Annotated in this window: 16 protein-coding genes and 1 riboswitch; of the genes, 11 read left to right on the top strand and 5 right to left on the bottom strand. The window is 48.5% G+C overall.

What is annotated here, in order from left to right:
• The first annotated feature begins 398 nt into the window (after positions 1 to 398).
• The 3 genes from K0H81_RS16230 (at position 399) to K0H81_RS16220 (ending at position 3,149) form a co-directional block, all read left to right on the top strand.
• Positions 399 to 1,280 carry an NAD-dependent epimerase/dehydratase family protein gene (locus K0H81_RS16230; protein ID WP_220058998.1) on the top strand — a complete coding sequence of 294 codons (882 nt, stop codon included), beginning with the start codon at positions 399 to 401 and terminating at the stop codon, positions 1,278 to 1,280.
• Positions 1,281 to 1,710: 430 nt separating this feature from the next.
• The gene (locus tag K0H81_RS16225) at positions 1,711 to 2,055 is read left to right on the top strand and encodes a hypothetical protein (protein WP_220058997.1); all 345 of its coding nucleotides are present in this window, start codon (positions 1,711 to 1,713) and stop codon (positions 2,053 to 2,055) included.
• A gap of 65 nt (positions 2,056 to 2,120) precedes the next feature.
• On the top strand, positions 2,121 to 3,149 hold the full coding sequence (locus K0H81_RS16220) for a DUF2157 domain-containing protein (RefSeq protein ID WP_220058996.1): 1,029 nt from the start codon (positions 2,121 to 2,123) through the stop codon (positions 3,147 to 3,149).
• A gap of 81 nt (positions 3,150 to 3,230) precedes the next feature.
• On the opposite strand, the gene K0H81_RS16215 is transcribed toward K0H81_RS16220, so the two are convergent.
• The gene (locus K0H81_RS16215; protein ID WP_220058995.1) at positions 3,231 to 4,220 is read right to left on the bottom strand and encodes a class 1 fructose-bisphosphatase; all 990 of its coding nucleotides are present in this window, start codon (positions 4,218 to 4,220) and stop codon (positions 3,231 to 3,233) included.
• A 206-nt stretch (positions 4,221 to 4,426) separates the two neighbouring features.
• Here K0H81_RS16215 and K0H81_RS16210 point away from each other — a divergent pair, with 206 nt between their 5' ends.
• From K0H81_RS16210 to K0H81_RS16190, 5 genes are all read left to right on the top strand, one after another.
• Positions 4,427 to 6,679: a S9 family peptidase gene (locus K0H81_RS16210; RefSeq protein ID WP_220058994.1), complete on the top strand. Its 2,253-nt coding sequence runs from the start codon at positions 4,427 to 4,429 to the stop codon at positions 6,677 to 6,679.
• A 953-nt stretch (positions 6,680 to 7,632) separates the two neighbouring features.
• The gene (locus K0H81_RS16205) at positions 7,633 to 9,309 is read left to right on the top strand and encodes an FAD-dependent oxidoreductase (protein ID WP_220058993.1); all 1,677 of its coding nucleotides are present in this window, start codon (positions 7,633 to 7,635) and stop codon (positions 9,307 to 9,309) included.
• A gap of 64 nt (positions 9,310 to 9,373) precedes the next feature.
• Entirely contained in the window at positions 9,374 to 9,733 is a 360-nt protein-coding gene (locus K0H81_RS16200) for a cytochrome c3 family protein (RefSeq protein ID WP_033537872.1), read from the top strand.
• Between the two features lie 67 nt (positions 9,734 to 9,800).
• Complete coding sequence (locus tag K0H81_RS16195; RefSeq protein ID WP_220058992.1) at positions 9,801 to 11,027, top strand: DcaP family trimeric outer membrane transporter; 1,227 nt, start codon at positions 9,801 to 9,803, stop codon at positions 11,025 to 11,027.
• A gap of 363 nt (positions 11,028 to 11,390) precedes the next feature.
• The gene (locus K0H81_RS16190) at positions 11,391 to 13,022 is read left to right on the top strand and encodes a sigma 54-interacting transcriptional regulator (protein WP_220058991.1); all 1,632 of its coding nucleotides are present in this window, start codon (positions 11,391 to 11,393) and stop codon (positions 13,020 to 13,022) included.
• Between the two features lie 688 nt (positions 13,023 to 13,710).
• Here K0H81_RS16190 and arcA read toward each other — a convergent pair.
• Positions 13,711 to 14,430: a two-component system response regulator ArcA gene (gene arcA / locus K0H81_RS16185; RefSeq protein ID WP_011864583.1), complete on the bottom strand. Its 720-nt coding sequence runs from the start codon at positions 14,428 to 14,430 to the stop codon at positions 13,711 to 13,713.
• 577 nt (positions 14,431 to 15,007) lie between these two features.
• Between arcA and K0H81_RS16180 the strand changes: the two genes are divergently transcribed.
• The 3 genes from K0H81_RS16180 (at position 15,008) to K0H81_RS16170 (ending at position 18,310) form a co-directional block, all read left to right on the top strand.
• Complete coding sequence (locus K0H81_RS16180; protein ID WP_220058990.1) at positions 15,008 to 15,439, top strand: DUF3293 domain-containing protein; 432 nt, start codon at positions 15,008 to 15,010, stop codon at positions 15,437 to 15,439.
• A 103-nt stretch (positions 15,440 to 15,542) separates the two neighbouring features.
• A riboswitch (Lysine riboswitch) is annotated at positions 15,543 to 15,719 on the top strand.
• A gap of 129 nt (positions 15,720 to 15,848) precedes the next feature.
• Entirely contained in the window at positions 15,849 to 17,207 is a 1,359-nt protein-coding gene (lysC, locus tag K0H81_RS16175) for a lysine-sensitive aspartokinase 3 (protein WP_011864585.1), read from the top strand.
• The gene (locus K0H81_RS16170) at positions 17,204 to 18,310 is read left to right on the top strand and encodes a succinylglutamate desuccinylase/aspartoacylase family protein (protein WP_220058989.1); all 1,107 of its coding nucleotides are present in this window, start codon (positions 17,204 to 17,206) and stop codon (positions 18,308 to 18,310) included. The genes lysC and K0H81_RS16170 overlap by 4 nt, the downstream gene beginning before the upstream one ends.
• 119 nt (positions 18,311 to 18,429) lie before the next feature.
• Here the strand turns inward: K0H81_RS16170 and K0H81_RS16165 are convergent, their stop codons facing one another.
• The 3 genes from K0H81_RS16165 to rluA form a co-directional block, all read right to left on the bottom strand.
• Positions 18,430 to 22,281, bottom strand: coding sequence for a S8 family serine peptidase (locus K0H81_RS16165; protein WP_220058988.1), 3,852 nt, complete (start codon positions 22,279 to 22,281; stop codon positions 18,430 to 18,432).
• Positions 22,282 to 22,501: 220 nt separating this feature from the next.
• Positions 22,502 to 22,963, bottom strand: a complete 462-nt coding sequence (asnC, locus tag K0H81_RS16160) for a transcriptional regulator AsnC (RefSeq protein WP_011864588.1) — start codon at positions 22,961 to 22,963, stop codon at positions 22,502 to 22,504.
• Positions 22,964 to 23,097: 134 nt separating this feature from the next.
• Complete coding sequence (rluA, locus tag K0H81_RS16155) at positions 23,098 to 23,775, bottom strand: bifunctional tRNA pseudouridine(32) synthase/23S rRNA pseudouridine(746) synthase RluA (RefSeq protein WP_220058987.1); 678 nt, start codon at positions 23,773 to 23,775, stop codon at positions 23,098 to 23,100.
• Positions 23,776 to 23,815: the final 40 nt, after the last annotated feature.

Below are 23,815 nucleotides of genomic sequence, written 5' to 3'. Positions count from 1 at the left end.
TATTTCTTAATCAATATAAACCGGTTACTAACATAGTTAACACTCCAAAAGGTGGCTAGGAAGCCACCGCCAAAAGCCACGGCCACCGCCGTGGCTTTTTTGTATAGGGATATGCTTATCCCCGGTGGCTAGGGAAGGCCGAAGAGGGGATTTGTGTCTGGAACACTTATGCCAAAGCCCAGGGATGGAAGGCTTTGGTGTTTGTATAGGGACTTACGTTTATGGGGACGTTATCCCCGGTGGCCCTGATATCGACGTTCGCAGATGCATTTATACAGGAAGTTTTACCTCTTAGATTAGGCTTTAACTCTGTCATTTAAGGGTTAAGCGTTTGGGATTTCGTACTATTAGGCTTTTCGTTGTTAGAATGGTTTCCTGTATTCAAATAGGCAGCAAAGTTGAAAATTTTAGTTACAGGCACTGCGGGTAGGGTCGGTCGGGCCATCTATATTCACCTAATGAAAGAGCATGAAGTCGTTGGGATCGATAGGACACCATGTTCGACCGCTGATGTTGTCGGAGATATCCGTGACAATGCCTTATTGGCAGAAGCGTTAGAAGGTGTCGAGGTGATCATTCATACCGCGGCGCTGCATGCGCCCCATGTTGGGTTGGTACCAGATGATGAATTTGAAGAGATCAATATCAAAGCGACAGAGCAGTTGGCTCTGATGGGGGGAAAAAAGGGGATCAAACACTTTGTATTCACCAGCACTACTGCCCTTTATGGTTTTGCGTCAACTCCCGAAGGACGTGCTGGATGGGTTGATGAAACTGTGATGCCAAGGCCTAAGACGATCTATCATCATTCAAAGATTAAGGCTGAGCAGTTACTCGAAAATATCTCAAGCTCGTTTGATTTACCTGTCACGGTTCTGCAGATGTCGCGCTGTTTTCCTGAACCGGTGAACTTAATGGCTGTCTATCGTTTGACCCGCGGCATAGATGCTCGAGACGTTGCCCGTGCCCATGCCTGCGCCGTGGAGCGTAGGTTGTCGGGATTCAGGCGTTACATCATTTCCGGTAAGACCCCCTTTAGCAAAGCATGTTGTGAAAGGCTTTATCGAGAGGCCAATGATGTTATTCGAGAGGCGATACCGGGGCTTGCCGAGAGCTTTGCGGTTCGAGGTTGGAGCATGCCACAATCGCTCGATCGTGTGTATGATTCAAGCCTGGCACAGCATGAGCTTGGCTGGCAGCCCAAATATGGTTATGAGAGTGTATTGAGTTTGCTCGATAATGAAAGCGCCGAGGTTCTACCAATGAAAAGTCAAAGTTAGCAAAGAAACAAATTGCCTGTATGATTCGAACCTAGAGTCTTAAGTTTGTCTAAGTAGGATATTTCGCATCTTATAATTAAGCGCAGTTTAGAAAATGGAGTGTTAAGTCGAATGGATTTAAACGCAACTCTCTGGGGGCAAGTGTATTTGGTTCTTGCTCTTATCGTTATTTATCTGACAATTAGATATGCAAAAGGCATTTCTAACAATCTTTCTTTGGTTGTTTTTTATACGTGCATCCTAAATGTTTTTATGCCGCCGGTTGGCTGGATATATTGTTTCTACTGGTTTAGGCGCAGCGCTTTAGGAAAAATCAGCTAATAAAGAGTTTAGGCTGCGAAAGAGGTGAGTGCTGTCTTCCGATAGCTTATATGCATTGACTGTATCTATTTAGGTATTGGGAAACGATAAGGAAAGGAAACCTTAAATTATGCAAAGTGTTGTTGAAGTGCTAGAGCGTGAAGGGTTTAACGTTCGTCAAAAGAATAGCAAAGTTCTAGTAAAGTTAGATGGCCTCGCTAACCCTGTCACTGTCACCAAGGATATTGCGAAGGACGAGTATAAGCTTGGTAGCAACGATTGGGGCATGTCGTTATCCGCTTCTTTGGTTCTTATGCTCGGCCTTTATGGATATCAACAGCATAGTGACAGCTTAATTAATGCTGTTTTTATTGCCGGAGCCCTGTGGTTGTTTGTCGTCGTGCTGCTTACCGAACTTAAGTTGACAAAATTGCGTGCGCTTATCGATAAACTCAATCGAGAAAGTCAAAGATAACAAGTGATTATCGCAATACCACTGTAGCCACAGTGTTCGACAAAAATTAATATCAGGGAGTAAACATGGATGTCAGTAAGAAGCAGTTAGATGCTGCGGCGCGGGAAAATATTATTTCAGCTCGGCAAGCTGAAGCCCTCTATCAGTTCTTAGCCGCTCAGCCTAGTGCCAATCCCAAATTTACCTTTACCCATGTGCTCTATTACTTGGGTGGGCTTATCGCCATCGGCGCAATGACACTTTTCATGAACTTAGGGTGGGAGTCCTTCGGCGGCGCAGGTATTTTGTTTATCTCGATGCTGTATGCGGCTGTTGGCTTAACCCTGACCAACAGGTTTTCGGCAAGAGGCTTCGTCATTCCCGCTGGCATTTGTGCCACCTTTGTCGTCTGTTTGACCCCCTTAGCGATTTATGGGCTGCAACAATGGTTAGGTGTATGGCCAGATGAGAGTAGATACAGGGATTATCACAGAGTCATAAAATGGCATTGGCTATACATGGAACTGGGGACACTAGCCGTCGGCGTCATCACCGCGTGGCGATATAAATATCCCTTTTTAATCATGCCTATTGCGGTCACGCTCTGGTATATGACGATGGACATGACGGTGGTGATCTCGGGTGATGATATAACATGGGAGCTTAGATCCTTAGTCTCAATGTATTTAGGCCTGTTAATGATAGGGCTCGCCTTTTGGGTCGACATCAGGTCTCACCATAAGGCTGACTATGGCTTTTGGATCTACATTTTTGGGGTTATCGCTTTTTGGTGTGGTTTATCTTTCCAGCACTCTGACAGTGAACTATCAAAGTTCATCTATTTCTGCATTAACCTGTTGATGATTGGGGTTGGCGCGCTGTTAGTTCGAAGAGTGTTTGTGGTGTTTGGTGCCCTTGGCAGTTGCGGCTATCTCAGTTACCTGGCTTACGACGTCTTTAAGGATAACTGGCTGTTCCCGATCGCATTATCGTTAATTGGTCTCGGGGTGGTTTATCTCGGTGTGCTCTGGCAGAAGCATGAAAAAGCCATTACCGAAAAATCGAGAGCATTACTGCCGGCGCCACTTAGGGCACTGCTGGAATCAAAGTCGTGAATTGGCTTTTTACATGCTTGCCATGAGGCAATAAAAAGTCGCCAATTGGCGACTTTTTACTTATTAAAGCAGGAGACTAGCTTACAGGCTTGGCTCTTCGCTGTAGTCCTGACCATGGTATTCCAGGCAGGCATCGACTTCGTTGGCCGAGCCTAAGATCACAGCGACGCGCTGGTGGATCTCGCTTGGCTGAATGTCCATGATGGTTTCATAGCCGGTAGAGGCCTTGCCGCCCGCCTGTTCGACCAGGAAAGACATAGGGTTTGCCTCGTACATCAGACGTAGCTTGTATGGCTTCTCTGGATTCTTGTTGTCGGTGGGGTAGGTGAACAGGCCGCCGCGTGACAGTACGCGGTGCACGTCGCCTACCATGGCGGCGATCCAGCGCATGTTGAATGACTTCTCGCGCGGCCCTATCTTGCCAAGTAGCAGGTCGGCGATATAGGTCTGCATCGGGGCTTCCCAGAAACGCTGGTTTGACATGTTGATGGCGAATTCGCTGGTGTCCTTGCTGATGGACATGGCTTCGTTGGTCAACAGGTATTCGTTAGTCTCTGGGTTGAGGGTAAACAGCTGTACCCCGTTACCTGTGGTGAGGGCCAGCATGGTCGATGGACCATATAGCACGTAACCGGCAGCGACCTGTTGACGGCCGGGCTGTAGGAAGCTCTGCTCGCTCAGTTCACCGCTCGGTGCCGGCAGAACCGAGAAGATGGTACCGACCAGCGAGTTGATGTCGATGTTAGATGAGCCATCCAGTGGATCGAAACAGACCAGGAAGTCGCCACTCTGACCTACCTCGACGATATGATCTTCCTCTTCTGAGGCCAGGCCTCGTACAGTGCTGTCGGCCGTGAGCGCCTCTTTAAGCATGTCATTGGTGATCACGTCGAGCTTCTTCTGGGTTTCGCCCTGAACGTTTTCCTGTTCGGTGGCGCCCAGTACGCCGGCGAGGGCGCCGTGACGCACCGCGTGGCTAATGGCTTTAGAGGTATCGGCCAGCGTGGTTAACAGCTGGGCCAGCGGGGCTTGAATTCCTTGAGAACTAAGGTGTTGTGCCAGAGTTTGCATGTTATTTCCTATGACAAATGGGAGCTAGGCTCGCACTGGAGGTCAGATCTTGTTTATCTTGTTATGCGGGCGATTCTACCCCAGATGAATCATTTTTTCAGCGGCAATTTAGCCCGTCTGGATCGCGGTTTTCGTTTTGCGTCACTTTAGGGCACAATGCTAGCCTGCAATTTGACCTATACCTGTTTTCTATCCAGGACATAATAATGACTAAAAAATGGATAAGTTCAGCCTTGATGGCGGTGCCTATGTTTCTATCTCACGCGGTAAGTGCGTCACAACCCCAACTTGCGCAGCCTGTCGGCGGCAATGAACCTCTCACCATAGAAAGGCTCTACGCCTCTCCCGCATTGGCGGGCAGCAGCCCCAGGGGCTTAAAGCTGTCGCCCGATGGTAAGCGTGTGACCTATCTGGCTGGTCGGGCAGAGGATCAACACTTCTACGATCTCTGGCAGATGGAGGTGGCCACCGGTAAACAGAGCCTGCTGCTGGATGCCGACAAGTTAAAGAGCGGCGAGCTGTCCGATGAGGAGAAGGCGCGGCGCGAGCGTCAACGCATCTATGGTCAGGGGATCATGGAATATTTCTGGGCGGATGACAGCCAGGCGCTGCTGATCCCGGCATCGGGCGCTCTCTATTACTATTCGCTGAGCGATAACAAGGTGACGCCGCTGACTGTGGGGGAGGGCTTTACCACAGATGCCAAGCTGTCGCCAAAGGGGCATTATGTTTCTTTCGTTAGAGATCAAAACCTCTATGTGTTCGATCTGCGCAGCCAGAAGCTGACTGCCATGACCACAGACGGTGGTGGCGCCATCAAGAATGGCATGGCCGAGTTTGTCGCCCAGGAGGAGATGGACAGAATGACGGGTTACTGGTGGGCGCCGGATGAGTCGGCCATCGCCTTTACCCGCATCGATGAGTCCGGCGTTGAGCTGGTTACTCGCAACGAGATCTATGCCGATGGCATCAAGCTAACCGAGCAGCGCTACCCTTATGCCGGCAAGAACAACGTGGCCATCGCCCTGGGTGTGGTGACGCTGGCCGATAAAAAGGTGCGCTGGGTCGACCTGGGAGAAGATAAGGATATCTACCTGCCGAGAGTGAAGTGGTTGCCAGACAGCCTGCAGCTGTCGTTTCAATGGCAGAGTCGGGATCAGAAGACCTTAGATCTGCGTATTATCGATCTACGTAGCCAGGATGCTCCCATGACCATGATCCGCGAGGAGAGTGACGCCTGGGTGAATCTGAATGACGACCTATATTTCCTCAAAAAATCACCGCAGATGTTGTGGGCATCGGAGCGTGACGGCTTTAATCACCTCTATTTGTTCGACCAGCAAGGGCGACAGCTCAGGCAGCTGACCAAAGGTGACTGGGCGGTGGACGAGCTGGTGCATGTGGATGAGCAGGAAGGCTGGGTCTATTTTACCGGCCGCAAGGCGAGCGTGGTCGAGCAGCACCTGTTTCGCGTACCGCTCAAGGGCGGCAAGATAGAGCAGCTGAGCAAGCGCAGCGGCATGCACGCGCCGGTATTTGCCGACAATCAGGCGATCTATCTGGATTACTTCAACAGCCTGGCGCAGCCGCCGCAGATAAGCCTTCATGACGAGCAGGGCAAACGCCTGGCCTGGGTCGAGCAGAACAAGGTGGACAAGAGCCATCCACTCTATCCCTATTTTGGTCAGTGGCAGCTGCCTGAATTTGGTCAGATAAAGGCAGAAGATAGTCAGGCGCTGCAATATCGCCTGTTTAAGCCGACGCAGTTTGACGCCACTAAGCAATATCCAGTGGTGGTGCGCGTCTACGGTGGTCCCCATGCCCAGCTGGTGGTTAACAGCTGGAGCGAGCACGACTACTTTACCCAGTATCTGCTGCAGCAGGGCTTCATCGTGTTCCAGCTGGATAACCGCGGCTCGGCTCATCGTGGCACCAAGTTTGAGCAGGTGATCTACAAGCATCTGGGCGAGGCCGAGGTGAACGACCAAAAGGCCGGTGTCGACTACCTGCGTAGCCTGAGCTATGTCGATGGCAAGAATATCGCTATCTATGGTCATAGCTATGGCGGCTACATGGCGCTAATGAGCCTGTTTAAGGCGCCGGATTACTTCAAGGCGGCTATCTCGGGCGCACCCGTGACCGACTGGTCTCTGTATGACAGCCACTACACAGAGCGTTACCTGTCGCATCCGGCGACCAATGCTGAAGGCTATGAGGCCAGTAGCGTATTGCCGTATGTGAAAGGCTATCAGTCAGGGCTACTCATGTACCACGGTATGGCCGACGACAACGTGTTGTTTGAGAACAGCACCCGGGTCTACAAGGCGCTGCAGGACGAGGGCAAGCTGTTCCAAATGATTGATTATCCCGGCTCTAAGCACTCGATGCGCGGTGAGAAGGTGCGTACCCACCTGTATCGCTCACTGGCTGACTTTCTCGAGAGGCAGCTGAAGCACTAGGCTATCGCTCTTAAGCCTTAGCAAAACAAAAGCCCTGTTGCTTGATAGAAGCGGCAGGGCTTTTTTGTGAGTCGTATAGGCATAATGAAAAGCGAATTGCCTCTACGGTAGGGTTAACCCTTTATTGTTTCTCATTGCTGGGATTAAGTCGATTTACTCATGTCCTATTCTTAGGTATCAACTTAGCTCTGAGTAGTACGGTCTGCTAACTCATTCATCACCTATCATTTTGATTAAAAATTATTTGTTGCTAGCGAGCCATGCGAAGTGAAGTGCACCCTGTTATGGGATAGAGACAGGGTTGCACTTTTATTTTGCAAGCTAATGATCCTGCCCGACCTCATCTGTATCGCAATTGAATAATCACTTTTCGCAAAATTAAAGGGTGTCGTATGCTACTTCTATTAAATAGTGTTTTATCGATTAAGAGGAGGTTTGTTGTTCAATTTTTTTAGATGCATTTATTATATGTTTAATTGTTTTTTTTGGGAGTGTATGGATTTTGTTCTCAATAATACATTTAGTGTGATGCTTGTTGTTTTTTCGTTAATTCTAATTGGCGTGATTCTAATTTGATCTATTTCACTGTTTGATTTTCTCCTCCCTACTAATTAAATGAAAATCCATTTCTCATTATTAAATGGTCTTCACGTTCTGCGTTTTTGTAAGTGCATTTAAATCAATGTATTACAATTTGCCATTCCTTTGGCATAGCTTCTGCAATTAAACGGATTAAATGAGCCTAGTGCTTGTTTGTTTGGGTTTTATATATCCGTTTGCAGGGGTTGGCTATTCATTTTTATGTTGTGATGAGTCGTTATATAAAAGTGGCTGATATTTAAGTTTCACTCAATTTTATGCTGAACCTGGGTATAACAGGGATTGCATAAACTTAATGGCTTGAAATGATGATTAGCTGGCCTCTATTATCATAGTTAATAGGAGTATCAGTAATGAAGAAAGAAAGTGATAATGAAAAAATCGCTTTAGATCCGTATACAGAAAATACTTTGAGAAATGGTATTTCACGACGTACTTTCCTGACTCGTGCGGCCGTAGGTACCGGCGCGATTGCGGTTTCTGGGTTAACTGGCCCAATGGCAACAGCCGCAACGCCTTCTAGCCAAGAATTTGCTCACAGTATCGATGGCGAGGCGACGCTGAATTTTCTACCTAAGCCAAAAGCTATTGCTGATAAGGATATTGCTTCTACACAAACTTTTGATGTCGTTGTCGTTGGTGCTGGTGCATCAGGTGTGCCTGCTGCACTGTCGGCTGCTGAGAATGGCGCTAAAGTTGCTGTGTTACAAAAGCAGTCTATTGTCGTCTCACAGGGTAACTTTGGTTCAGGTATTGATTTAAAAACCACCCCTAAAGCCTCTGTCGAAGCCTTGGTTTCTCGTTTGATGAAAGATAGTGCTCATCGTTGTCATCCTGGTCTTTTGAGAAGCTGGGCTTACAACTCAGGAGAAGCGATATCTTGGGTTATAGACCGGGCTAAGAAAGGGGGAGCTAAAGTCGTAGACCTAGGCACTAAACCACAGCATGGCGTTCATGGGGTTAGCGAATACCCACTTAACTTTGTGTCTTCAGTCTTCGGTCCTAAGCCATACACTGTTGGTGATGGTATGCGCGCGCTCGCAAAGGTTGCTGAGAAAGCCGGAGTTAAGTTCTTTTTCAACATGCCTGCACAACAGCTAATCCAAGATAAATCAGGCAAAGTGATCGGTGTGATTGCTCAATCTCGTGATGGTCAATATCACAAGTATATGGCTAAAAAAGGCGTGATTTTGTCGACTGGTGATTACCAGAATAATGAAGCGATGAGCAATTATTTCATCCCCGATTTGAAAAACTTTGAGCGCAAGCAGCAAGACCGTACCGGTGACGGTTTCGCGATGGCGTATTGGGCTGGTGGTGTGATAGAACCTGCCGGCCACACTAAGATGCTCCATGATTTTGATGCTGGTCCTGCTTCAATGTGCGATATGCCATTTTTAGCTGTGAATCGCAAAGGTGAGCGTTTTGTCAATGAGACTGTTGAGATGTCTCTAATGAATAACTACCTGCGTGATGAACAAAATGCGGGGCATTACTCCCAAGTATTCGACGCAAATTACATGACGCAAGCAGCTGACTGGCCGGGACGTTTATATTCTCCTGAAGAAATGAAAGCCTATATGCCAGAAGATCCTGCGCCAAAGACCGGTGTCTATCCATCCCTCATAAATACCTACGTAGCAGATACCCTGGAAGAGCTTGCAGTAAAACTGGAATGTGATCCAAAAACATTCGTAGCTAACGTCAAACGATATAACGAGCTGTGTAAAAAAGGTCAGGATGATGATTTCGGTAAACCCTCATCAAAAATGGTGCCAGTGCTAAAACCGCCTTTCTATGGCATCCATCGTCGCATGCGGGTGTCGGCTGTTTGTTCGGGAATGTTGGTTAACGACAATTACCAAGCATTGGATGCGGACGCTAAACCCATTGGCGGTTTATACGTTGTTGGCAATCTTGGTGGCGGTTTCTATGGTGGCGTTGATTACCCGCTAACTGTATTCGGACTGTCTTTAGGTCGTTGTTACACGGCTGGGTACTTGACTGGTAAGTACGTTGCCAAGTTGTAGGGCTAGAAGGGTTAGATAAGCACTAAAGCCATTCCTATCATAAATAGAATTATGGGATAAGAAGATGAAATTTTTGAAAATACACCAACTCTTGCTTACCGTTGCGATGATCCTTTGTGTCAACGGAGTCGCTTCCGCGGAGACTATTGAACTCGGTAAGCTCCATGCCAATGCAGGGCTTAACTGCTCAGATTGTCATGGCGATGCTAAGAAAAAACAGCCTGCTCCTATGTTTGCTTGTTTACAGTGTCACGACACGCAAGAGCTTGCCGCAACAACAAAAGATGTACAGCCCACCAATCCTCATAAAAATCGTCATAACGGTACCGAAACTAATTGTAACAAGTGTCATCACCAACATAAGCCTTCTGAGAATGCTTGTATTGGTTGTCACCAACGTTTTGAGTTCAAAAAACTGCCTTAATGGTTTCATACCTAATTGATTATAAGCCCAAATATCATGATTTGATTTGGCTTAATAAAGGATAAAAATGATGAAAATGATAAATGCTCGCAGAGCACTGTTACCACTAATTATAGGTTTGTCTTTATCTCCACTGGCTCACTCGGTTGATTTTAAGGTGGCTGACACCGACCTAACAGTGGGTGGTTATATCAAGGGCATGGCAACTTTCGATTCTAACGGTACTGTTACCGCACCTTATAACGGTCACCTTTACAGTGTCTATGCAACACCGATTGACGGCACTGCAAACGCGGATACAACCCGTTTCAATATGACGGCTAGAGAGAGTCGTGTTTATTTGAAGAGTAAAACAGAGACAGATATAGGAACTATCTCCTCTCATTTAGAAGGTGACTTCTTTGCGGATATCGACTCTGATGGTCCAACTTGGTCAAACAGCCACGGTTTTAGAATCCGTCATGCCTATATTAATATCGATAGAGAGGACAGCTCTATACTCGTTGGTCAGACGTGGACCGCCTTCATGGACTTCGCTAGCTCATTGCCTTCCATGGACTTTTCTTCAGATCCGGGGAATTCGTTTGTACGTCAAGCACAAGTGCGTTATCAGTACAATCTAAGCCCTGGCCAATACTTGATGGCCAGCTTAGAGAATCCCGCTTATGGTATGGCTAATATCGGTGGCACGCCGATTCGATACGTTAACTTGGACACCAACGGTGACGGTGTGCACGATGCGAGAAGTGAAGAGAAACTCCCAGATCTAATTGTTAAATATTTTCTTGCAAAGGGGCCTGTAACAATCAGTCCTCGAGTGGTGATTCGTCAGTTTGACTTGGGTGGTCAAAGCAGCACTGGTTACGGTTTTGCTGTGGGCGCGAGTGTAAAATTTGGGCAGGGCCATAAGGCTGTCCTTAATTATACCTATGGGGATGGTATTGGCCGTTACGCCGGGCTAGGCTTTAATGCGGGAGCTGGCATAGACAGTAACGGGGATATTGAAACCTTAGGCTATCAAAGCCTGACTGGTGGCTTGATGTTTTCTTTAACCCCAAGTATACGCTGGCAGGTTGGAGCGGGTTACTCTGAGCAGGACGAAGATAGTTTTGACTCTGGGACTTTGACCGTAATGGCCAATAAGAAGGCTTTTTCTTGGCATACGAATCTGTACTGGGATATCACCAAAGACTTGCAGTTTGCCGTGGGAACCCGCTTCGGTGATGTTGAAAATATGGGAAGTGCTGAGGGAGATATGGTACGAACTCAGACTTACTTGCGTTACAAATTTTAAATGTATTGATATCTGATTCAATTGGCTTTTATTCTGCCATCAAGTTTTTGGATAACGAGTAAAATAATCAGATGTTTCTTAAAATAAAGGGCACCTCGGTGCCCTTTATTATTTTTTACCAAGTCTCATTTATGCTGAAACAGCGCTCATCATCAAATAAATCTAGTGAATCCTAGGCTGTTAAGTCCGGTAGCACCTTTAGCTAGAGTTTAAATGTGTGATCTAGAGCATATTTAGCTTTGTCTAGCGACAGAGCATTCACTATGCCACTACATACTTATTAATAATGAAATTAGTTGAAGGTAGTCACGTAGGTTGTTTGTCTGCTGGTTTATAATATTTTCTTTTCGCGATTGGATTCTTATGAAAACTTTGGAATTAGATTTAAGAGAACTATTGTCTTTTAAACCCAGAGGTGGGGCAATGAGTTTCCTTGGCCATAGACTTTATATGACAGATATTTTTTCTCATGGTTTACATAAGATGGAGCTATGCGAAAAACTTGGGCAAGAAATGACACAGTCCCTTGTTGTGCGCTCAGGTTATATAAGAGGTTGGCTGTTAGCAGAGCAGATAAAACGCCAGATGCCGGATGTTTGGAAAGAAGCGCGTAAGGGCGAACTTGGACCTTTGCTGTTTTCCATGTGTGGCTTTGGAGAAATTCTTAGCCGCCAGCGACGCGACGGAATTAAAGCTAAACCTCTAATTGAAACCCACGCGATAAGTCTATATGAAGCAGAGCAGCATTTACAGCTACGGGGTTTAAGTAAAGCGCCTGTGTGCTGGGAGCATATAGGTTTTGCCAGTGGCTACGTATCAAATATCGAGAATCGTACCGTTTACTTTATTGAGGACGAATGTAAAGCCAAAGGTGATAGCTGTTGCCATATTAGCGGTAATTACATAGAAGAGTGGGGGGAAGAGATTAAGCCCTACTTGCCTATATATGATGGTATCTGTAATGAGAGTGTCGCAGCGCAGCTTGGCAATTTGCAATGTTGGGGGGATGCATTGCCGCAAAACATGCAAGATCGAATTAACTCCTCTATGCAGTATCGCTCGATGGCCGATGGCTATCCTGTGTCCAAGAGCTATGAGATGTGCAGACTATTGGAGCTGGCAACCAATGTGGCGAAAGTGCCGACATCCGTGCTTGTTACTGGTGAGAGTGGTGTTGGTAAAGAAAAGTTGGTGCAATTTATTCATCGTCAGTCACCGAGAGCAGATAAACCATTGGTTGCTATTAACTGCGGAGCCTTGAATGAAACCTTGCTAGAAAATGAATTATTCGGCCATGTACGCGGTGCCTTTACGGGGGCGGAAACGACCAAGAAAGGCTTGATTGAGGCATCTGATGGGGGCACTTTATTTTTAGATGAAGTGGCAGAGCTATCACCTGCATTACAGGTGAAACTCTTAAGAGTCCTGCAGGAAAAAGAGATACGAAAACTCGGTGATACTGAGACTATTAGTGTCGATGTGCGCATAATCTCGGCGACCAATTGTTGTCTTGAAGACGCGGTTGACAAAGGAGAGTTTCGTCAAGATCTCTATTATCGTTTGAAAGTCATTGAGCTGGTTGTTCCACCACTGCGGGAACGCTCAGAAGATATTTTACCTTTGAGCCGTTTCTTTTTGTCGAAGTTTAATCAAGAGCTTGGAAGAGAGCATACTGGATTTAATTATAAGACAGCAGATTTACTGTTGAATTACTCTTGGCCGGGTAATGTGCGAGAGTTGGTGAATACTATCGAGCGGGCGGTGGTTCTGAGTCCTGGGCCTCAGATTATGCCAGAAGATCTACCAGATGAAATACGTGATGGTCTGTGTATGCCTTCAGTATCGGAAGACATTAGAGCGTTACATAAGGTGGAAGAGGACTATATTCTAGCGGTGTTAAAAAAACTTGATAACAATAAGACTCAGGCTGCAGAGAAGTTAGGGATGAGCCTGGCAACGCTATATCGAAAGCTGAAAGAATATGGTGCAATGTAGGCGTCTTTAACAGCAGATGTCTTCAAAAGCGGGTGGGGCAACCTAGCTGGCTTTAACGTCAAACACTAACAGCGTTAGCCCTATGTCATTTTTTACTTCCCATAAACGACAACCTTTACCATGGCGCGCCGCAAAGCCCCCCATCTGGTAAGCTTTCGAAGTGTTTCCCTATGCCGTGGTTGAGGGCTTAGGTAAATGGTGCTTAATGACTTAGTTATAAGGCGGCTAAAGATTTATATATAAGATGGCTAAAGACTTTTACTATATGCCGAAGGGTTATCTGTAGCTTGCTGAGTAGCAAAATGAGCTGCTCAACTTTTTCTAGTTATAAAATAAATAGAGACGAATTTACTCGGCATCACTTGGCTAGAGGTTATTGGTCATCGGGGATAAGTAGAAGCCATGTAGAAATACCAAAGCTACCCATCCCTAGGCTTTGTCATAAGTGTTTCAGACACAGATCCCCTCTATGTCCAACCATGGCCATCGGGGATACCTCTACATAAACAGAAAATCCATGTACAAATACCAAAGCTATCTATCCATGGACTTTGGTATAAGTGTTCCAGACACAAACCCCCTCTTAGCCCATCCATGGCCACAGGGGATAAGTACAGTCCATGTACAAAAAAGCCAGTCGTTAGACTGGCTTTTTAATCGAATCACATTTGCGCTAGCTGGATGTGATTTATGCTTCTTCTAAGTTACCGCAGAAACGATAGCCTTCGCCGTGGATGGTGGCGATGATCTCTGGCGTATCTGGCAAGCTTTCGAAGTGCTTACGGATGCGACGAATGGTCACGTCCACAGTACGGTCGTGTGGCTTAAGCTCACGGCCAGTCATCTTCATCAGCAGATCGGCACGGGTCAGGATCTTGCCTGGGTTCTCAACAAAGTGCAGCATGGCGCGGAACTCACTGCGGGGCAGCTTGTACGACTCGCCCTGTGGGCTCACCAGTGAACGGCTGTTGATCTCTAGGCTCCAACCGTTGAAGCGGTAGAATTCTACGGCACTCTTCTCTTCGGTTTCGCCGCCGGTGCTGTTGACGCGAGTCAGCAGGTTGCGTGCACGGATAGTCAGTTCGCGTGGGTTAAATGGTTTGGTGATATAGTCATCGGCACCAATTTCCAGACCCAAGATCTTGTCAACTTCGTTGTCACGGCCGGTAAGGAAGATAAGGCCGATGTTATTGATTTCACGAAGTTCACGCGCAAGCAGCAGACCATTCTTACCTGGTAGGTTGATATCCATTACCACAAGATTGATCTTGTTTTCCTGCATGGCTTTATGCATCTCTGCGCCATCATTGGCTTCAGTTACCACATATCCTTCAGCCTCGAAAATACTTCTTAGCGTGTTCCGGGTAACGGCTTCATCTTCAACGATCAGAATGTGCGGGTTTTGCATATTTATTTACCTAATATTTGTTTAAAACTGTTCTAACCATGAGCGCTAGTTGGTGCTGCTGCGCCCTATCTGTCTTCGCGACAATTACCGAACTCACGTAGTGCTTTTATCAAACCCAATTGGTACAGCAACACACTTCATGATTAGTAAAGTATACGTATCTCTTTCAAAAGACACGCGAACGGTTACTCACTTCGATTAACAATAGTTGGGAATAGTTCCGTTAACTATCTAATATTTTCAAGTTTAAATGCTAAATCAGCCTAAGCTCACATTTTATACAGGAAATTGACTAACTTTTGATGACCTTGTCGTCGACAAGATGTAACAAAAAGTATTTCATCGTGAGATGAGTGGAAGTGAATCAACGAACTTATTGTACTCGTTTTAGTCATTTGTTAACAAATGAAATGTTAACAAAATTCCTTTGAGATTTGATGTATATCACATTTGTGTACATAAGATTATGATTTTAATGGTATTAATAAAATTTAATAAAGTGACCTGTCTCACACCTCTAGGAAGGCGGAGGAATTTTGCTATAATCGACGGAATCTAATTTAGGAATATTTTAGTGATGAGCACAGCAAGCGAACACCTTTGGCAATGCTATCAGCAAACGCAGTTCTTACTTACGCAACCTTTCTCCCCTTCGTTATCATTTGCAATCATTACCGCTCATAATCCTAAAGGTCAACACCTTTCTCCCTCGCAAAACCGTCTCCTCGACAAACAGCTTCAACGTCATATTCAACGTCTTCAATATCCCTATCGTGCCCTGATCGGCGCCTCCAGTGACAGAGGTCATATGGAGAAGAGCTGGGCCGTGTCTATCGATAAGGCCGCGGCGGTGGATCTTGGCAAGGTGTTTAATCAAAACGCCATCTATTTTGTCGATGAAGACGAGCTGCAACTGGTGCCTTGTCTGATTGAGTATGACGAACTCACCCTGGGCAAGTTTTCCGCCCGGGTCTGCCTGGTCAGCGAGCTGCCCGATATCAGTCGCTAGCAGGCGGGGGAACTTGAGAGGCTTTCATCAAGACAAGCTAAAATATCGTTGACTTTTTATTCTGTTATTTGATAGTTTTCTTGCATCCTGACCTTAAGGTTAGTGATACAGAAGAGGAGCGTTAACTAGGTAGTAAGCCCGAGGAGTCCAAACTCCGTTGACGGTTTATGAGGGAGATTAACGCCGAGGTAAAGAGATGTTTGGTTTCATCTGTTTATCGGTCGACTGGGCTGAATCCCATCGATTGTCACCTGTTTTTTGGTGGAGAGCTTCTGGTGGCAATCGCTGTTTCCCGTCTTGGGGTGCGTCATCTTTGCACCAGGCTCTTCGAACGAAGTAAGTTCGGAGCGTATTCAATGTTATCTATTTCTTTTGTGTCATCGTCAGCTACTTGGGTTGAGGTGCGCTAATGTCTATTGTTGTTGCTAAGTTTGGTGGTACCTCGGTTGCCGATTATGAGGCGATGAACCGCTGCGCCGATATCGTATTGGCCAATCCTGAAACCCGTGTGGTGGTCGTCAGCGCCTCGAGCGGTGTGACCAATCTGCTGGTGGAGTTAACTCAGGAGCATGTGGACTTTGAGCGTCGTCAGCAGCTGCTCAAGGCAATTGCCTCGATTCAATATAAGATCCTCGACGAGTTGGGTCAGCCCCATGATGTGGCCGCCCGCCTCGATGCCATCTTAAGTAAGATTGCCAGCCTAAGCGAATCGCTCTCCCAAAACCGTAATAAGGCGACTACAGACGAACTGCTTGCCCAGGGTGAGCAGTGTTCATCAGTCTTGTTTGCTGCCGTGCTGAGAGAGAAGGGCGAGCGGGCGAGCGCCTTCGATGTGCGTCAGGTGATGCGTACCGACAGTCATTTCGGCCGCGCGGAGCCGCAGATCGAAGCGGTGAAGCAGCTTTGCACAGAGCATCTGCTACCCCTGCTTAGTGAGCAGCGAATCGTGACCCAAGGTTTTATCGGCGCCGATGAACAGGGGGCTACCACCACGTTAGGGCGTGGTGGTAGCGACTATTCGGCGGCCCTGCTTGCCGAGGCGCTGGATGCGTCTGCGGTTGAGATCTGGACGGATGTGCCGGGGATCTTCACCACAGACCCACGCCTTGCGCCGAATGCGCGCCCTATCCCTGAGATAAGTTTCAACGAGGCGGCCGAGATGGCCACCTTTGGTGCCAAGGTGCTGCACCCGGCAACCATTTTGCCGGCGGTCAGACACAAGATTCAGGTGTTTGTCGGTTCCAGCAAGGCGCCTGAGCTAGGTGGCACCTGGATACGTCATCAGGTGAACGACGAGCCTATCTATCGCGCCGTGGCAGTGCGACGCGACCAGACGCTACTTAACCTGCATAGCCTACAGATGCTTCACGCCCAAGGCTTCCTGGCCGAGACCTTCGCCACCCTGGCGCGGCACAAGATCAGTGTGGACTTAATCACTACTTCAGAGGTAAACGTCTCTCTGACGCTAGATAAGACGGGCTCAGATTCGGCCGGAAACAGCCTGCTGAGCGAGGCCTTGTTGCAGGAGCTGTCGCAGCACTGCCGGGTGCGGGTCGAAGATGGTCTGGCACTGGTGGCGATAGTGGGTAACAAGATTGCCACCACGTCGGGTGTGTGTCGCCGCGTATTCGAGGTGTTAGAGCCTCACAATGTGCGTATGATCTGTCAGGGCGCCAGCCCACACAACTTATGTGTCCTGGTGGCCGAGTCTGAGGCGGCTCAGGTCGTCAGCGCCCTGCATCAAAACTTGTTTGAAGGGTCGCTATGAAACCGGGTCGTTCCACGCTAAAGATTGGCGAGCTTGCAACAGGCCAAGATCTCGAGCTAAACCTGTTTGAATTTGCCCCTGAGGTGCTGACAGGGCCGAGTGTCTACATACAGGCCAACGTCCACGGCGCCGAGGTGCAGGGCAATGCGGTGATCTATCAGCTGATGCAGGCGCTCGAACGCTGCGAGCTGCGCGGTAAGATCACCCTGGTGCCCCTGGCCAATCCTTTGGGGATCAATCAAAAGAGTGGCGAGTTTACCTTGGGCCGGTTCGATCCCATAACTGGGGTGAACTGGAACCGTGAATATCTAGACCATAAGCTGGATATTGCTAGCTGGTATCAGGGTCATAAACATCTGAACGATGCCGAGCTGATCGCCCATTTCAGGGCCTTGCTGGTTGAGCGCTGCTATAGCCGTCTGCATGAGCCATGGGGCATCACCACGGGTCATCGTCTGGCGGTGAGCCTGCAGCAGATGGGCCATGAGGCGGATATCGTGCTGGATCTGCACACGGGCCCTAAGTCGTGTAAGCATCTCTATTGTCCCGAGTATGATCAAGATGCCGCCAAGTACTTTTCTATTCCCTATACCCTGCTGATCCCCAATGAGTTTGGCGGGGCCATGGATGAGTCTATCTTCTGTCCCTGGTGGCAGTTGAGCGAATATCTGGCGACTCAGGGCCGTGAGATTGAGGTGCCCGTATCGGCCTTTACCCTGGAGCTTGGTAGTCAGGAGAATGTTGACCTGGCCGATGCCCTAGTGGATGTCGAAGGGATCATGGCCTATCTCAGCCTGCGCGGCGTAATAAGTGAGCGAGTAGAGCCAGCTGAGATGCCTCGCTACGCCTGTTATCTGAAAGACTATAAGAAGTATCACGCGCCGCAAGGCGGCTTGGTGGAGTATAAGGCGAAGGTTGGGCAGCCGCTCATCGCCGGTGAACCGCTCGCCAACATCTTGCGTGTCGACAGATATGGCGAGGAGGATGCGATAGTACCACTGAGTCTGCCTGTTGACTGCGTGCCCGTATTGCATTTTGCCTCGGCGTCTGTGTATCAAGGCACAGAGCTCTATAAGGTGATGACTAAGGTATTTGCGCTTTAGGTTTGGCTTTTAGCTTGGAGGATTTGTACCTCATAGTTTAGCGCTTGGTTTAGTCGCCTTTCGCGTTATCAATAAAAAAGGGAGCCAAGTGGCTCCCTTTTTCTGTTTAAGCTATCTGTTTATTTGCGACGACGTAGCGCAGCAAATGGTAGCATCAGCAGTGCGAACCAACCCAGTGAACCACCACCTGAAGATTTCTCTTCCTTGGCATTAACTGTGATAGTCGCCGTACCCGCTTCACTCTCTAGCTCACCATCGCTGGCAACGACAGAGAAAGTCAGGGTGTTGTTACCTGCTGGAGCAGTAAACTTAATTTCTGCGCCACCGTTGTTAAAGGTAACAGGTGTACCTGCAGTCTGTGTCCAAGTGTAGGTCAGGTTGTCACCATCAACGTCTTTGCCATTGGCCTTAGCGGTTACCACGAAGCCTTCGGTACTTGTCATACCTGTAGGAGCCACGGTAGGTGCATCGTTGATGTTGTTAACCATAACGTTAACTGTGGTCGCAGCGTTCAGGTTGCCTTCGGCATCCTTAGAGGTGTAAGTGAATGAGTCTTTACCGAAGAAGTCATCTTCTGGTGTGTAGGTAATAGAACCATCTTTCTCTAGAGTTACTTCACCGTGCGCAGGCTCGTCAACCAGTGTTGCTTCACCTAGTGCACCAGCTGGCGCAACATCGATGATGCGTTGTGCGTTAGCTGTCATGCCGTCACCAGTTACAGAGACGCGAGCTACTTTCTGGCTAACAGTGTCGTTTTCTAACACGTTTGCTTCCAAGGTCGCTTCTTCGTCAACAGAGAAGTTGTCTGTTTGACCTGGGTTGAAGCTAGTTGGTGTCGCCAGATAGTCGATCTCTACGCTGCCTGAAGAGGTCGCTTGCAGTGCAACATAATCGTCAGTAGTGACTGTGCCACCTTGTCCGTTGTAGTGGAAGGTTGTACCTACGCTACCGCTGATGTTTTCTGCACCGATAGTGACATTGCTTGGCATGTTAGGGATATCTAGGTAGTTGAACCAAATATCTTCTACGTCACCAGTTTGGATCCAAAGGCTGAAGCTGTACTTGTTGCCTGAGGCGTCAGCATATAGCTGGGCATCTTTCCATTCGACAACAATCCACTCGTTACCACCAGCAGCAACAACCTGGATACCTAGCTGTCCGCCACCCGTGTCGCCGACAGTGCCGTCGCTCAGGTCGTAGTCACTCCAGAACGGTGCCAGGATGTTGTTTGGATTTGCGCTATCTGGCAGTTCCTTGTTGTTCCAAGTACCAGATGCTGAACCGCCACCAACGATTGCGATACCGTTATCAGAGATGGTTAGCTGGGTGTAAGTTGCACCGTTGTACTTGAACTCAGGTAGGTTGAAGGTGAATGATTTCTCATCACAACCATCAGCACAAGCTGGTACATAGGCCAGGTCTAGGTCGAAGATACTTGGGCTAGCGCCAGTACCTTTGGCAGACTTAATCTGTGGCAGATCCAGTTGACCTACCCAGGTGATGCGACCAAGCGCTTCATCAACTTCGAAACCGTTTTGCGTTGCGCCGTTTAGCGTAACGTCAACGTCATCGGCAGAAGTAAGTTTAGTGCCTTCTGGTGCCATAGCGGTAACAGTTACAGTGTTTTCAAATACTGTGTTGTTTACAACGGCTTTGATTGGCATATCTTCAGCAGCTGTCAGATCAGCCTTGGTTGCCATGGTAGAGATCAGTGAAGAATCACTTGATTCTTTAGCCAGGATAGCAACTGGTAGGTGAGCGTCTTGGTGAGATGCGCTCTTGATCATGACGTTACCGAAGATCCAAGCACCGTATTCGCTGAAGGTTGAATCAACAGTCACAGTGAAGGTTGCTGATTCGCCAGCTTCCAGTTCCAGTGATGAAGGCGATACGCTGATACCTGCGCTGTCAGAAGAAGCTGAAAGCTCCCAAGAGGTCTTCTCGTCACTCTTGTTGTATACGGTACGAGTGAAAGTACAAGGACCGACACAAGAGTCAGAAGCAATTGAAGGCTTGTCGAAGGTCAGTACTGCTTTAGCCGCAGCATCTAGATCCATACGACCCGCGCCCATTGCAAATGGATCGGCAGGAGTCGCCGCATCATCATCGAGTACGCCTGCCATGTGAGCAGTAGAAGTTAGCGCTGTCTTGATGTCATTTGCTGACCAATCAGGGTGTAGCTGGCTCATCAGTGCAGCAGCACCTGCAACGTGTGGGCTCGCCATACTGGTACCAGACATAGTGGTAAAGTCAGTACCATCTTCATCAGGAGAAGTTGCCGACAGGATAGAGGTACCTGGCGCAGCAAGATCTGGCTTCAGAATGTTTTGGTTACCGTTAGGACCACGAGAGCTAGACTGGTTCAGGATATCGGCAAACTTGCTGTTAACGATACGAGTCACTTCAGCCGCGATAGTACCTGTGGTGTCATCACCCAGACCTTCAAGGATAGCTGCGCCGTCGGCGTCAGAAACCATCACTGCTGGCAGTGTTGAATCTGGCATGAACATAGAGATTGGAGCGCCTGGTACGCTGTTGTAAACGACCATAGCTTTCGCGCCCGCAGCCTCGGCATTTTCAGCCTTGGTTGCGAATGAACATGAACCGCGAGAGATCAGGGCGATACCGTCTTTGAAAGAGTCGGCAGCAAATGGCGTACAGCCAAGGGTGTTCTCTGCGTCAATGTTAGCTGCAGCGATGATAGGTGCAGTGATATCTGCCTCTAGCAGGCCATTGTTGCCCTGCAGTGCAAGAATCTCTTCACCATCAACGGTTAGGGTGTTAGCAAAGAAACGACCAGTAGTAGTGTTAGCAACGGTAATACCTGATTCGATACAGGCTGGACAACCGATAGTTTGTGGGCCGTTACCATCGTTACCTGCAGCGGTAACAACGACTACGCCAGCCGCTTCAGCAGCTTCATACATAGCCTTGTATGGGCTGTTGGCTGGGTCGCCACCAGCGCCGCCACCCCAAGAGTTGTTGATAACATCTGCACCATCGTTTACGGCGTGCTCCATTGCTTCCATCAGCATGATGTTAGAGCCGCTGCCGCGTGCACAGTCAGTCTTAGTAAATAGTGCCTTATAAACCATCAGGTAGGCTGCAGGTGCAACACCAGATAGTTCAACTTCAACACCTTCGTAGGTAGTGGTGACTTTGTTACCTACAGAGGTACCGGCAACGTGAGAGCCGTGACCACCGTAACCCAGTGGGCTCATATGCTCGTCGGCACACACTTCAAAAGTAGGTTGTGACCAACGGGCAACGATTAGTTTGTCGTTACAGAAGCTTGCATCTACTGTCGAACAGTAGTCGTCGCTTGGCATTCCTTCGGCTGGTTTTGTGAAACCTTCGCCAGCAAACATTGGGTTTTCTGGGCGAATACCTGTATCAATTACCGCTACACGAATGTCTTTACCGGCGTTTTCCATGCCAGAAACCGCTTCCCACATCGCTTCAGTGTTAATGACGTCGTGAGATGAGTCCATGTTAGCTTCGTACATAGTCTCAGGGTAGACAGACTTAACGTTTGGCATGGCCGCTAGCTGCTCGATGCTCAGACCTTGACCAACAATAGTCACACCATTGAATAGGGTCTTGAAGCTTTGCTCAACTTTGGCGTTAGGTACTTTCTTAGCCAGTTCACTCACAAATTGTGACTGCTCTTTGGCGAGGAAACTGGCGTAGCTTTGAGCTGGCGCAGACTGTACGTTAACTTTTTGGCCTTTCTTAGGGGCTGTGGCCGCCATTGACTCAATGCCGCCTTGGTATTTAGCAACGGCAGGAGAGTTTAGTTCGATGATGAAGCGCTGCGGAGCCACTTGTGAAGGCTGAGAAGCTGCTGGCTTCTTGTAGCTATCAGCAGAAGTGATTTCCGGAGCATAGGGATTTGCGGTGTACTGGTTGCTGGCTACAGCCGCACTCGAGATCAGCGCCGCTGAAATGGCTAGAGATAATTTAGTTTTCACAACTTCTTCCTTGTCAAATAGAAGTGTTTTGAGACACAAAACACTATTGGTATTGCTGTAACTTTGGTTACTAATCTTTTCTTATTTTGTTGCCGCCATGTTGACGGCTTGTTCTTTTTAACACAAAAGATTACCAAAGTTAAAGCTGGTAGAAGAAAAAGTTGTAAGCGGTTTTTAAATAGTAGTATCCACTAAGGCTGTAAGCCCCAGTGGTACTGGATTAAGGCTTCACGGCGCGGCTGATAGGATTTTGTAAACTGATGAGTGTCTCGGTGGATTGGATCTCATCGATGGATTGGATGCGGTTGATCAGTACATGTTGCAGGCCGTCGATCGACTGGCACATTACCTTGACGAAGATGCTGTAGTTGCCCGTGGTGTAGTAGGCTTCGGTGACCTCTTCTAAGGCGTTGAGTTTGGCGATGGCGGCGGGATAGTCGCCGGCGCTCTTGAGGTTGATGCCGATAAAGCAGCAGACGTCATAGCCGAGGGCCTTAGGGTTTACCGTGATCTGGGCGCCCGTGATGATGCCCGCCTGTTTCATCTTTTCTACCCGCACATGTATGGTGCCGGCGCTGACGCCGAAACGTTTGGCCAGTTCGGCGAAGGGGGTGCGCGCCTCTTCCATAAGCGCCGAGAGGATCTGGTTGTCGAGCTGGTCTCGCTGAAATGAACTATCCATTGCTACATACCGTTTTAAGTCAACATTATGAGCTAATTTACGGTATTGGTTAGCTAACTGCTAATCTTTTAACGAATTAAGTAGATTTTATCGCGGAGCAGGCCCAGTGAATGCCGATAAGTAAACACCGGGCTCTATTGCTGCTCGGTGACATCCGTGAAGGGGATTGGCGTGCTAAAGGTCATAGGCTGCCTGCTGTAGGGATGGGTCAGGCTCAGCGACTGGGCATGGAGCAGCAGACGCGGTGCCAGGCGTTTCGCCAGCGGGTCGGCGTAGAAGTTATCACCCAGGATGGGGTGCCCTATGGCCATCATATGCACACGCAGCTGGTGAGAGCGACCTGTGATCGGTGTGAGCTTAACCAGGGTCGAGCGCTTGGCGCGGCTGACGACTTCGAACAGGGTCTTAGAGGCCTTGCCTACGCTATGATCTACCTTCTGTTTCGGGCGGTTGGGCCAATCGCAGATCAGCGGATAATCGACGCTACCTTGCTCCGCCTTCAGATGGCCGGCGACCCGGGCGTAGTAGATCTTATGGGTTTCGCGATCGCGAAACTGGCGCTTAAGTTCCCGCTCGGCGCTGCGCCTGAGGGCCACCACGATAACGCCTGAAGTCGCCATATCCAGGCGGTGAACTATCTGGGCGTTGGGGTGATCACGCAGGGCGCGGGTGTAGACGCTGTCATGATAGGCGGGGTCACGGCCAGGCACAGATAGTAGGCCAGAGGGCTTGTTGACCACCAGAATATCTTTATCCTCGTGGAGGATCTCGAGCCAGGGCTCGGTGGGCGGCGCATACACGAAATCAGACATGGCAAACCTTGGGTGTTAAATCGGGCTGCAAAGATACCTT

Origin of the sequence: Shewanella halotolerans (assembly GCF_019457535.1) — a bacterium.
Lineage (GTDB): Bacteria > Pseudomonadota > Gammaproteobacteria > Enterobacterales > Shewanellaceae > Shewanella > Shewanella halotolerans.
This window is presented reverse-complemented; position numbering and strand designations above follow the sequence as displayed.